General features: G+C 45.3%; 9 protein-coding genes. 5 read left to right on the top strand and 4 right to left on the bottom strand.

What is annotated here, in order from left to right; all coding sequences use genetic code 11:
- Positions 1 to 122 precede the first annotated feature (122 nt).
- A complete protein-coding gene (locus tag BMX95_RS29170; RefSeq protein ID WP_081202919.1) occupies positions 123 to 4,982 on the top strand; it encodes an FG-GAP-like repeat-containing protein in 4,860 nt (1,619 codons plus the stop codon).
- A 374-nt stretch (positions 4,983 to 5,356) separates the two neighbouring features.
- Here BMX95_RS29170 and BMX95_RS29175 read toward each other — a convergent pair whose 3' ends face one another.
- On the bottom strand, positions 5,357 to 7,687 hold the full coding sequence (locus tag BMX95_RS29175; protein ID WP_242673203.1) for a S9 family peptidase: 2,331 nt from the start codon (positions 7,685 to 7,687) through the stop codon (positions 5,357 to 5,359).
- Positions 7,688 to 8,050: 363 nt separating this feature from the next.
- On the opposite strand from BMX95_RS29175, the gene BMX95_RS34690 reads away from it, so the two are divergent.
- Positions 8,051 to 8,206 (top strand): lmo0937 family membrane protein, encoded by a 156-nt coding sequence (locus tag BMX95_RS34690; RefSeq protein ID WP_107686044.1) that lies wholly within the window; start codon positions 8,051 to 8,053, stop codon positions 8,204 to 8,206.
- An 83-nt stretch (positions 8,207 to 8,289) separates the two neighbouring features.
- Positions 8,290 to 9,198, top strand: a complete 909-nt coding sequence (locus tag BMX95_RS29180) for an NAD-dependent epimerase/dehydratase family protein (RefSeq protein WP_242673202.1) — start codon at positions 8,290 to 8,292, stop codon at positions 9,196 to 9,198.
- Between the two features lie 105 nt (positions 9,199 to 9,303).
- Here BMX95_RS29180 and BMX95_RS29185 read toward each other — a convergent pair whose 3' ends face one another.
- Both BMX95_RS29185 and BMX95_RS29190 read right to left on the bottom strand, forming a co-directional pair.
- Positions 9,304 to 9,693, bottom strand: a complete 390-nt coding sequence (locus tag BMX95_RS29185; protein WP_081202918.1) for a RidA family protein — start codon at positions 9,691 to 9,693, stop codon at positions 9,304 to 9,306.
- 38 nt (positions 9,694 to 9,731) lie between these two features.
- Positions 9,732 to 10,685 (bottom strand): NADP-dependent oxidoreductase, encoded by a 954-nt coding sequence (locus BMX95_RS29190; protein ID WP_081202917.1) that lies wholly within the window; start codon positions 10,683 to 10,685, stop codon positions 9,732 to 9,734.
- Between the two features lie 123 nt (positions 10,686 to 10,808).
- Between BMX95_RS29190 and BMX95_RS29195 the strand changes: the two genes are divergently transcribed.
- Entirely contained in the window at positions 10,809 to 11,189 is a 381-nt protein-coding gene (locus tag BMX95_RS29195) for a winged helix-turn-helix transcriptional regulator (protein WP_081202916.1), read from the top strand.
- Between the two features lie 119 nt (positions 11,190 to 11,308).
- On the opposite strand, the gene BMX95_RS29200 is transcribed toward BMX95_RS29195, so the two are convergent.
- Positions 11,309 to 12,763: a S41 family peptidase gene (locus BMX95_RS29200; RefSeq protein WP_081202915.1), complete on the bottom strand. Its 1,455-nt coding sequence runs from the start codon at positions 12,761 to 12,763 to the stop codon at positions 11,309 to 11,311.
- 68 nt (positions 12,764 to 12,831) lie between these two features.
- On the opposite strand from BMX95_RS29200, the gene BMX95_RS29205 reads away from it, so the two are divergent.
- Positions 12,832 to 13,197, top strand: coding sequence for a BlaI/MecI/CopY family transcriptional regulator (locus tag BMX95_RS29205; RefSeq protein WP_081202914.1), 366 nt, complete (start codon positions 12,832 to 12,834; stop codon positions 13,195 to 13,197).
- The last annotated feature ends 4 nt before the right edge of the window (positions 13,198 to 13,201 follow it).

The raw sequence follows: 13,201 nt of genomic DNA on the forward strand, positions 1-13,201 counted from the left end.
TCTTTAAAAAATATGACGCTGGCGGTTATAGTTCACCCCACTCCCACGATCCAATTCAGCCAGCTTTCGTAGTAAAATAAATTGAATATCTTTGACTCTATAATGCCCCTAAACCCTCGTCAATGCATTTTCCGTACCTGAAAACAGCCTTTAAAGGCTTCTTATCCCTTGTAATTATTTATATTTTTTCCCTTTCACCTGCTTTGGCGCAGATGCGGCAGCTATACCTGGATGCTGATCAGGATAACCATATCAATAAAATAAGTTTTTATTCGCCGAATGAGGGATATGTAGCTTTTGAGAAATACATCGGCTATACGACCGACAGCGGCAGAACGTATACAAAGAAATTTATCACCCTCAGTAACGTCAATTACGGTAGCTATATGAACGTCAATGTAACCTTGGGGTTCGGTATTGAGGGTGTAAAGGCCTTCGATAAAAATACCCTTATCGTATATGGCGATTATGGCCTGGTACCATCCATTTTATATTCTGCCGATGGCGGTAATTCTTACAAGTTGGTATTCTATTCACAGTTTGATCCTTTACAACTGAGGACCGGGATAAAGGACGTCGTGTTTCCTCAAAATGATAATACCGGCTATGCTGTCGATGCAGACCGTATTCTGAAGACGACGGACAAAGGGATGACCTGGTCTGTGCAGACAGTGCAGTCTGCAAGCTATTTTGACCATATCGAGGCGATTGACAATAATAATGTAATTGCGATAAGTACCGACTATAATGGAAACAGGTTATTAAAAACCAGCAACGGCGGAGCGTTTTGGCTGCGCAAAACATTGCCTCAAACGGGAATTCTGACCTATGCATACTTCCTGGACGCCAACATCGGATGGCTGAGCATGTATAGCGGGCAATATCGCTACTTTTATAAAACTACAAACGGCGGCCAAAACTGGACCCTTCAAAACGACGTTGACGCTACTCCTTTCAATTGCGATAAGATGCGGTTTACCGACGTCAATACCGGCTATGCCCTGGTAGCTCCTTACAAGATCTTTAAAACAACAAACAGCGGCGTAACCTGGGAACCCCTCGCAAGGGACACTAATTTCACTTACCTGGGTTATTCCCACAACGACCTGCAGTGCTTTTCCGCAACACAGCTGTGGGCAGGAGGCGGCCATGGATACCTGGAAATGACGGCAAACGGCGGAGGATCCCCGATAGCTGCTGCTTATTTTAAAGCAGATACAACCGGGATGTATATGGCGGGCACCGTTCAGCTGTTGAATTTTTCCAGGACTGGATGTCAATACCAATGGCTGGTTAACGGATCATTGATAAGTACGAGCTATAACGCAACCTATACACATGATATCGTCAGGAGCGTAGATACTATACAGTTGATCGTCAATGCCGGAGGAATTTCCGATACAATTACGAAATACTCACAGTTTTATGCCGGGGGAATCGCGAAAGCCTCCTCCTGGTACCCAAAATCGGGTAGCGCAGGCACGTTCGTGACCATCTCCGGTTCAAAATTCTCCAACGTATCGGGTGTTTCGTTTGGTGGTACAGCCGCAGCTTCCTTTACTGTTTTGTCAGACACGGTGATTACGGCAGTTGTTGCCGGCGGCGCCACAGGAACCATCACTTTAAAGCAGTTTTATGGCATCATTCCGGTTGGCGGATTCACGTACAATCCCCCACCCGCTTCAGCTCCTCCGGTAATCCAGACCGTCAGTCCCTCAGCGGGCATTATTGGAACCACAGTAACTATCACCGGCAGTGGATTTAGTACAACCGCTTCACAGAATAGCGTTTTCTTTGGAACTGTTCCGGCGACGCTACAATCGGCTTCTTCCGGGCAACTTGTTTGTACCGTGCCTGTTGGGGCTAGCCTGGGTACTATCCAGGTGCTTAACAAAGACAATGGCCTTTTGGGCGAATCCCTATCCCCTTTCCATGTGACGTTCGTAGACAGCACTGAGAATTTTACACCAAATTCCTTTACTGAAGGCTTCATTGTAAGTAAAAGCCAAGGAAATCCCTGGGGCCTCCAGGGGAAAGACATAGATGGGGACGGAAAACCTGACCTGGTTGTAAATATGTCCATGGGGGGACAGGGCGATTCGCTGGTGGTGTTCCGTAATACAACTACAGGGAAGCGCCTTTCCTTTGCTCCAAGGGTACGTATCGGTTATACTTACTTCCCCACAGCCGGTCGTTTTGATATGAACGACCTGGACGGTGATGGGCGTCCCGACATGGTGTTACCAACAAATCAGGGGTTGGTGAAGGTACTTCGGAATGCAAGCAGTCCGGGTGTCATTTCATTTGAGAAGGAATACCTGGTCCCGGCCGGAAGGGGCACCCAGGAAGCGGTGATTACAGACCTGGACAATGACGGAAAAAATGATATTGCAGTGACGTCATTTGAAGATTATAGCATATCTGTAATAAGGAATACAAGCGTGCCCGGCTCCCTGTCTTTTGCTGCCACACAAAACTTCAATGCTTCAGTGACGGTTACAGGGATCACTGCCGGTGACCTGGACGGCGACGGGTTGAAGGATATTATCACCTACGAGCAGAATATCAAGAAAGGAAATATTTTTTTGTACCGGAATACCAGCATCCAGGGAAAGATCTCTTTTGCTTCATTTGTTAGTATAAGCGTACCGGGCATCAGTTGGGAAGGTACCTTTATTTCGATCGTGGACTTCGATAAGGATGGCATACCGGATATTGTTATTTGCAATAACGATAATATCTGCGTATTCCGGAGCAACAGTACCAAGGGAAACTTTTCATATTTGCCTCCTGTTGTCATGCGTCTGGAACAAAGCAGTTATTTCACGGATGGCTGGGGTGGATGCGTGTCGAATTTCAGTGGAGGTGTACGGCCTGATGTAATTTCGGCCACTGGCGGACCATTTCGTCATCTCATCATAGAAAAGAATAGTTCCCTCCCCGGCGCCGTCAAACTGGACAGCCTGATCTACTCCAACGCTTACATGCCCCAGGAAGTTGCTGCGGCGGATTTTGATGGAGATGGCAAACCTGACGTTGCGGTGTCGAGCGGTCTTGACAATGTTGTTGTTGTATATAAAAATACGGTCAATGTTCCGGTCATCACGCCCATGTGTACCAGCAGACCGTGGGCGGATACACTAAGGTCCGATATTTCCGGCAAGACTTATCAATGGCAGCAGGATATCGGTGGTGGATTTGCCGATGTCGTTAACAGTGCCAACCTGTCCGGAGGAACCACGATCACCCTGCAATTCGACAATATCCCGCTCTCGTGGAATGGTTATAAATACCGGTGTATTGTGGATGGCCGTTATAGCAGCACCTTTGTACTGCAACTAAACTATACTGCCAGTCCCGGTGTAATCCTTACAGCGTCTGACACCAGTTTCTGTTTGGGAACGAATGTAACCTTTACCGCTACCGACTCTACCGGTTATAAACATGATTATTTATGGCAATGGCTGATCAATGGAAAGAACACCAGTGGTAACACGTTTAACAGTACACTTATCACCAATACGCTGCAGGATGGAGACCAGGTGCGGGTTGTTCAACTCAATAATGACATCTGCAACCTCGATAAAAGAGATACCAGCAATGCGATCACCGTGCATGTAAATGGGTCTCCTGCTTCCGTGCAGATAAGTGTTTCCAGCCTCACAGCCTGTGTGGGAACACCCATTACATTTACGGCAACGCCTGTGAACCCGGGCAACTTGCCGGTATATGACTGGAAGGTAAATAACGTGTCGCAGGGGATCAATAATGCGATATTTACCAGCTCACGCCTCAAGAAAAACGACATCGTGCAGGTATTAATGGAAAGTTCTGCCACCTGTGCATATCCCAACCCTGCCCAGAGCAATGCGCTTACCATGGCCGTTACAGATACGAGTGCGCTGTCTGTTAACATATCAACCGCAACGCCTGCCGTTTGTAACGGAACCAATGTGTTGTTTACAGCAACTCCACGTAATGCCGGCCCGGTATCCAGTTATCAGTGGACGGTTAACGGAACTGGTGCAGGTACAAACGCAAGTACATTCAACAGCTCAACGCTGCAAGACAAGGACGTTATTCAGTGTATGCTTACCAGTCCTGCTGCCTGTCGCCTTCAGCCTCAGGTAAACAGCGGGATAATTACAATGACGGTGAACAGTTACGTAGTCCCTTCTGTGTCCCTGTCCATCAATGATACCACCGTATGCGCCGGAAGCACAGTCCTCATTACGGCTCTTCCGGTGAACCCCGGTTCTGCACCTGTTTATCAATGGAAAAACAACGGGGTGATAACAGGAAATAATTCTCCAGCCTATACCATCAATGGGCTTACGAAAAATGCAACAGTCTCGATTTTGCTACGGAGTACCGCTTCTTGCGCCATCCCGGATAGTGCAGCCAGCGCTCCTGTGGTCATTACAGCGATCCCTGCACCTGATATCAGGATTTCCGGTGATACAGTAGTTGTAGCTGGAGCCAGGAACCATTTAATAGCTACCACTACCAATTCCGGCACGGGGTTGCAATATCAATGGCAGGATAGCACCCATTTGCACGGATGGCAGAACATCAGTGGAACTACAGGGGATACTATAAACTACGCACCTGTTACAAGCGGCGATAAGATCAGATGTGTATGCAGGAACAATGCAGGTTGCACGACTATAAGCAATTCAATTTCCATGAGGATCAGCGTGCTTACAGCTATTTCAGGAATTCCGTCAGCCGATGCCGATTACCGCTGGTATCCCAATCCTGTAAGCTCAACGTTCTATGTGCAGGACGAAAATCGATTTGACCCGGTTTCCAAGATATCTGTCTTCAGCAATGTAGGTGTAACGATACTGGTGATGAACAATGCCGGCAGACAGTCAACAATCAACGTCAATGTGGGGACCCTGGCAACGGGTGCGTATTTCGTGGAAGTGCGAAGAAAATCTGGTAAAACAAGTTATTTTCAGTTTATGAAAGTGCCATAAGGGAATCAAAATTGTACAACCAATAAACACTATAAAAGTGAAAATTAGGGCTGGCCTTCTGTTTATATGCATTTTCGTATCAGGCAATTTATTTTCTCAGGATTCCACTGTCTGGAAAAGAAACGTTATTGATAGTATTGTCTCTGTAATTGTTCCTGGAGATTTAGAGTTGTCTATGCCAATAGAGCGATTTACAGTAGGTAGTTTAGTGTATGAACAAATTATATTTGGAATCCGGACTCTGAAAATTTGCGGAAGAGATTTTTGAACTCATTGACTATTGCACCCGTCCCATCGAGGCACCAGGGAGCAGCCATATCTTTCGATTCTATTTTTTCCAGCACAAGGTTGTGCTCCCACGCGTCCCTGTAATCCTACTGCATACTATTCCTGGGATCTGTTTTGATTTCCATCAGGTATTCTTTGGGTGGTTCAACGCCTAATAAGTTTTTTACAAAATAGTCCCAGCGGCGGCGCATCATATATGGCGAGTATGTACCATAGCCATGCGCACTGTTGGGAAAAATAACCAGGTCATAATCTTTATTCGCCTTTTCCAGTGCTTCTACTACCAGCATGGTATTGGAAGCAGGTACATTGTCGTCCATTAATCCATGGGCCAGCATCAACTTGCCCTTCAGGTTCTTTGCATACACCTGGTTGGCCTGTTCGGTATAGTTATCCGTACCGTCTGCATTTTTTGTCATCAAACCAATATAGCGCTCGCCCCAGTCGTCTTCATAGTTGCGGTTGTCATGGTTGCCGGATTCTGAAATACCCACTTTAAAGAAATCGGGGTAACGGAACATAGCACACGCAGTTGCAAAACCACCGCCTGAATGCCCCCAGATCCCCACCCGCATGGTGTCCATGTAAGCATAGCGTTGTGAAAGTTGCCGGATGCCGCTTACCTGGTCTGGCAATGTATTTTCTGACATGTTGGGGAAATACATATCGTGGAAACTTTTTGAACGCAATGGATTGCCGCTGCCTTCAAGCACTACTACAATAAATCCAAGTTCAGCCAGGGATTGGTGATCGCCCCTGGATGCACTAAAGGCCCAACTGCCAACACTTCCGCCCTGCGGACCGGGATAAATATAATCTATAACCGGATATTTCTTTTTGGGGTCCAGTTTGGTTGGTGTAAAAAGTAAACCATACAGATCAGTTGTACCATCGTGCGCTTTCACCGTAAAAGGAACAGGCGCTTTCCATCCCAAAGCGGTCAATCTTGATACATCTGTTTTCTCCAGTGTAACAATTGTTTTACCTGTTATAGCATGCAACTCTGATACGGCTGGTACATTAGGTTTAGAATAGGTGTCAATAAAATAATTTTCTGATGGTGATAAAACAATCTGATGCGTACCTTCCGCTGGCGTGAGCAAGGTTGTTTTCTTTCCATCAAAACTCACTTTATACAACTGGCCAAAGTAAGGGTTCTCCAGCTGTGTACCGCTGGCCATAAAATACAATTCGCGGTTTTTCTCATCTACCTTTATCAAACGTGTCACCAGCCAGTTGCCTTTGGTGATCTGATTTTTCAGCTTTCCGGTGGTGGCATCGTATAAATACAAATGTCCCCAGTTGTCTCTTTCAGAATACCAAATGATCTCGTTGGTCTTTGGTAACCATCGCCAGCAGTTGGCGCTTGCGCCCGATTCAAATTGCGTGGTAACTGTTTCCTCAAACACCTTGTGCACCTCACCGGTGCTGGCATTGGCAATGCAGACCTTTTCCTGTTTATGATCGCGGGAAGTGGAAACAAACGCCAGTTGTGAACCATCCGCATTCCAGTCTATATCACTAAGAACGCCACTGCGGCTGATATCATCACCCAAGGAAGACCGGTGCGGGTCTGGCGGCACATTCAATACAATTACTTTGGGTGTATCCACATTAATAACTACCCGTTGTATCATGGGGATCTCTTCATCGCCAGGCAATGGATATTTCCAGGCACGCAACTTAGGGTGCCCCACATTGGTGGTGATCATATACATATCCCCTACTTTGCGCTGGTCCTGTTTGAACGTGGCTATCTTTTTTGAATCGGGCGACCAACGCAGTATAGCCCTGTCACTGCTGGTCCAGCCTGCATTGTCTGTAGCATAACCAAAATCTTTGATCCCGTCTGTTGTCAACTGGGTTTGCTGGCCTGTTTTTACATTCCGCACCCACAAATTATAATCTTTGATGAATGCGGTGCGACTGCCATCGGGCGAGAGCGCATCATTGCCACTCCTGCCTGTTTTATCTGCAGCTGCATCGGTATCTATAGTACAGGTATAAGTTTCCAGATCACATTTCCATAGCTTGCCACCCACATTGAAGAGGATGGCCTTTCCATCAGCAACATAGCTGAAAATCTGGAAAGGCAGCATAGCAGGCTTATATGATTTTCCGCTGGCCGTAGACAATGCCGCCGCCAGTTTTTGCTGATCAAAAGCGGCTGTGCGGGTACCTTTGTTAGGATCAACGAGGATAAATTCACTGCCCTGCGCTGTAAGCGTCCGATACCAGAACCTGTCATCCTTAATCCAGTTGGGTATTACGTTGCCATGGTCTATGAATTGTTGGGTATTGTATGCCATAAAGCTTTCCGCATTGGCATAGTCTTTTGCCGTCAATACAGTGCCCTGTTGCGCATTGACCGCTAAAAGTGTTGTGCTGCCAATGAACATAGATAAAAATCTTTTCATAATATCTACTTAACAGTTAGATGATTGTTTTATGCAAATTATAGTATTGGCAGCAAAATCGGGCGTGAAATCCTGTCGAATATCACTGGTTTAAAGCCACTGGAACATTCCTAACCTGTTTTTAAGTACTTGCGGGCTCCTGCAAGATGTGATTTTGATGTGCCCTCACTTATACCGGGCGCTGAACCGCTGGAGGTTTGGTTATTTTTGAAATGGTTTTGTCTTGTAATACCTCATAAAATGTGTGAATGATGTAATTCAATTGTTTAATTACGTAACAGTTACGAGCAAAAAATGGCTAATCTTTATGTCGGCATGTTTTTATTTGAATGAATGCCATTTTAATGAGAGAAAAATAATTTTATGAGAAACTTATTATACATCGTTGCCGTCATCCTGGTTGTGGGATGGTTAATTGGTTTTATTGGATATCATGCAAGTGGGGCTTTTCACCTCCTTCTTGTTCTTGCAATTATTGCTATTGTGATAAATGTTATGCAGGGTAAAAAAACCGTATAGAATCATTTCAGCTCAAGGATTTTTGGCTGATTTTTGTGCGGGAGTTATCCTTCCCGAAAGCTTATAACGCTTCTTTTCCTGCTATGCATATACTGATTACCGGAGCGAATGGTTATATAGGGCAACGACTTGCCCCGGTGCTGCTGGAACAAGGACACCGAATTACCTGCTGTGTGCGGAGCAGGCGACGTTTTACCACTGTTCATTTACCGGCCGATGTCCAGATTATTGAGGCTGACTTTTCATCGAGCAGCACACAGTTTCAATTCCCCGAAGACATTGATGTGGCATTTTTCTTGATCCATTCCATGCGGGAAGGGCCTTCTTTTGAAGCTGCGGAGCAACGAGCTGCCACGGTTTTTCTTCGGCTTGCAGCGAGCACCTGTTGTCAACAAATCATATATCTGAGTGGCATTGTAAATGCTACACATCTTTCCAGGCATTTATCGTCCAGGTTGGCGGTAGAAAAAGTACTTCGCGCAGGCAGGATACCTGTAACAGTTTTACGTGCAGGGATCGTTGTGGGAGCCGGCAGTTCTTCTTTCGAGATTATGCGAGATCTGGTGGAGAAGCTACCTGTTATGGTAGCTCCCAAATGGGTGAACACGAAATGCCAGCCGATAGGTATACGCAATGTGATCGCTTTTCTGACCGGCATACTGCTACTGAGGGAAACATTTAATAAAGATTACGATATTGGTGGCCCTTCCGTTCTTACCTATAAACAAATGCTGTTGCAGTTTGCGGCCGTCCGCGGCTTGAAACGGCATATAATTACAGTACCAGTGATGACACCGCGCTTGTCGAGCTACTGGCTTTATTTTGTAACCTCCACCTCTTACCAATTGGCAGTGAACCTTGTTGATAGCATGAAAGTAGATGTAGTATGCCGACCCAATAATCTTGCGCAGCAACTGGGTATCACTTTGCTTTCCTACAAGGAAGCCGTGGCGCTTGCATTGTTGAAGCCAGACGACCGCATGCAACCCTGAAAAAAATTTGATCAAAAAGCCATAAAGTTTTCCTTCTTTGTTTATTAAAAAGTACTGGTTTTGACTTCCTGTGGAACTATAGGGATAGAATAACCTATATAAAGCCTAACTTTTATTGATTATTGCCATAGCTTCAATTTCTAACAACAATTCATTTCTGACAAGCCGGCTTCCCCCAACCGTTGTAGAAGCTGGGGGTTGCAAGGTATTCACATACCTGTCCCTTATAGTTTTGAATAATGGCAGATCAGAGATATCAGTCAAATAGTTATTCAATTTGACAATATTGTCAAAACTTCCGCCTGCCTTTTTCAGTATATTTTTGATAGATGAGAAAATAAATTCAGCCTGCTGCTCAAAATTACCCTCACCAACAGTATTCCCTTCCTTGTCAATAGCCACCTGGCCGGATATAATAATCATCTTTGAAGCCCCAAGGTCAACTTCAACATATCGGGCATATCCAGCAGGCGTAATATCATTAAAACTAATCATGGTAATATAATTTAAAAGTGTCTTTGTCGTTTAAATCCCTACATTTTCACAACGATTTTTCCCCTGCGGTTTCCAGCGTCCTGATGCTGATGTGCCTTGGGCAGTTCAACAAAATTGTAACTGGCGTTGATATGAGAACGAATGATGTTCCGCTCCAATAATGAAGCAATCTGCTGCATATCATTTCCATTGGAAGCTACGCCCATATGATAGCCCCAGACCCCTTTGGCCCTGGCCGCTTCACCAATTGCACCTTTAAAGTCCGTTAGAAGGCTTATTATTCTTCCGCCACTTTTTACGGCCTCAATAGAGCGGAACAGGTGGTCACCGTACATTGGGTCCAGTACAACATCGGCATCGGTTACTATTTCTTCAACCTTCTGTTTCTGGTAGTCAACAAATTCATCTGCGCCAAGTGATAGTACAAATTCTTTATTATCCGCTGAAGCTGTTCCCACGACATATGCGCCCAGGTGTTTAGCTATGGGTACCGCGTAGTGCCCCACACCTCCTGCTGCTGCATGGATCAGCACTTTCTCGCCGGGTTGCAGTTTTGCATGTACGACCAGGGCTTGCCAGGCAGTAAGTGCGGCAAGGCAGGCTGCTGCCGCTTCCTCAAAGGAGATGTTGTTTGGAATAAGAGCCAGCTGTGATACTGGCGCAGCAACATATTCCGCATAGGTATTTCCGGCACCACGAAAATTAATCAGGCCAAACACAAGATCCCCTTGCTTAAAATCCCTGACATCCGCACCTGTCTCTTCTACAATACCGGCCATATCCCATCCTAAAATGAACACTTCCTGGTTATCTTTGGGTAGCATAAAAGCCTTCAGTGCATTGCTGTCCTTCCTTACATAAACATCAACCGGATTGATGCTGATGGCCTTTACTTTTACCAGTACCTCATTGGCCTGAATGTTGGGTTTCGGAACTTCTTCCAGGTGCAGTTGTTCTGCTCCTCCGGTCTGTCTCAATAAAAATGCTTTCATAACTATTTCCTGTTTATTATTAAATGGCTGTTCGTTATTTTTATGCCCACAAAAGTATCCCGATTCAACTGTATGATACAAGTCTACAGCGAATTGTAAGGAGGTTACAAAAATGTAAGTAGTATGAAAAAGACAAAGCTTAGTTCGACCAACCAGGTCAACAAAACCTACCTGGAGGATGTCTGCATGGGGGCTTATGCGCTTGGCATTATTGGCAGCCGCTGGAAATTTTCCATTTTCTTTTATCTAAAAGATCGGCCTATGCGTTTTTCCGAACTCAAACAGTCTGTCCAGGGTATCACCGAACGTATGTTAGCACTTAATCTTACAGAAATGGAAAGGGACAAACTCCTGACCCGTACCGTGTTTGCGGAGGTACCGGTCAGGGTAGTCTATGAACTAACACCCATAGGAATGGCACTGACACCGGTATGGGACCAATTGGGCAACTGGGGCATGCAACATAAAGATATTGTATCGGAAGATGAGTCAAAAAGCATGTGACCTGGAGCCTTCAGGTCTTTGGATTTGGAGGCTCTTTTTGGTTCGAAATGCTCTTGTTAAATTGTGAGTGCAAGTGTGAAGCTGGTTTGTTATCTCCAGTAAACAACCATGTCTATTGATCATTCTACCTTTGACTTGTCAGAGACTCTTCCATCGCGCCACCACATTTTTATGCTTGAAAATTTTCCCTGGTTGTCTTTTACGAACTCCACCTGTACATTTTCATCGAGTATAAACCTGTTGCCCGAAATAAAAGTTAATTTAAATACCCGGTTGCCCACCTCTGCATTTCTGCAATACAGCCCTGACTGGTTTACATAGAAAACCAGTCCACCCTGGTAAGTACCGGTATAAGAAGACAAAGAGGCGGAGTCTTTAATAACTTCCGTTTGGTTGGCAAGCATTTCATTTATTTCCCATTGAGCGCTTCTTTTGTCTACATCGGAAGATGCTTTGTTCAGGCGTTCGGTTAATATCGCCAGTCGTGCAGCTTCAATGGCTTTATTTGCGGCTACAGGTATATCTGGTACAACTCCGGTGCCTTCCCAATCGGTATGCGTATAGGGATTGAGGGAACGCGCAAATGGAATAAAAGCTATAAATCCCTGTCCTAAGGAAAATGGTCTTGCAGGATGAGCGCCACCCCCGGTTCTCTCGCCTACAATGATGGCTCGTTTTACACTTTGCATTCCGTAAGTGAAATCTTCTGCTGCAGAATAGGTACGTCTGCTGGTAAGAATATAAATGGGCATTTTTAGAATGAGGCCATCTGCTTTTGCAGGATCGGTCCAATGCTCGTCTGTTTTACCCTCAAGGCGGTTTACTATATCATTGAGATGGGTTTTCTCGGGGAAAAAATAACTCTCAATCTGGGTCACCATCTGAGGGCTTCCGCCTGAATTACTACGCATGTCTATGATCAGCCCTTTAGTATTTGAGAGGAAGCGGAAAGCCGCCGTGATTGTGGGCCTGGCTTCATTTACAAAGCCGGAAAACCCATTGAATAACAAATAGCCAATATTGCCTTCGAGTATTTTGATCTCGCGAAAAGTGAAATTATCTTCAAGGCTACGTACTAAATTCATAGAATCGCCCTGTTTTTGGCGGGCAGCCCGTCCTACTGTATCTGACTGTTCTCTGTCAAAACGGGGATCAAATATAATGCGGAAGTGGCCATCGCGATGCGCCTTTTGTAGATCCTGCTGCAGTTGTATTGCCAGTGTTTGTGGATCGCTAATGGCTGCATATGCCCCTTTTTTAAATTCCGCTTCCACGTACCTGATCATCTTCGCGGCCGTATCGGGGTAAATATAATTGCGGTACAACGACTGCTGCAGGCTATCGATCAACAAACGGGTAACTGCAGGTGTCACCCGTATGGATGATTCCTGCCGACTGTCCTGTGCCTGGCAGATAGAAGGGCTTGCAAATATCCAAACACAAATCAAACAGATAGCTATGAGCGTTTTTTTCAAATCATAATAGTTCCGAAGCTGTTGGTCCAGTTCGATTACTGGCAACGGTAATGAGCTGAACGAAATGATTGCTGGTGTTTGGCGCTTGTTATTCTTCATACAGGATTTTTTTTGTTAAAACTACAAATGTAGTTTCTGAATTACAAAAATAGTTTTAGTTTAGCGGTATGAAAAAACGTCTCAGCGAGAAAGAGGAAGCTCTCATGCAGGTCATCTGGCGGCTTGAAAAAGCTTTTGCCAGGGATGTGCGTGAGGCCCTGCCCGATCCCAAGCCACATATCAATACTGTGGCAACGACAATGCGCAGACTGGCAGACAAAGGATTTCTTATTTATGAAGATTTTGGTACCACCTATCGTTATTCGGCTGCTATTTCCCAAAAAGACTATACGAATAAGTTTGTGAAGCCCTTACTGACTCGTCTTTTTGGTAATTCCATGAAGAATGCCGTGGCATTCTTTGCCGAGCAGGAAGAGGTGTCGGTGCAGGAGTTGAAGGAAATCATCAAAATGATAGAGAAAAAAAGGAAATAAATTC

This window comes from Niastella yeongjuensis, from assembly GCF_900110245.1.
GTDB lineage: Bacteria > Bacteroidota > Bacteroidia > Chitinophagales > Chitinophagaceae > Niastella > Niastella yeongjuensis.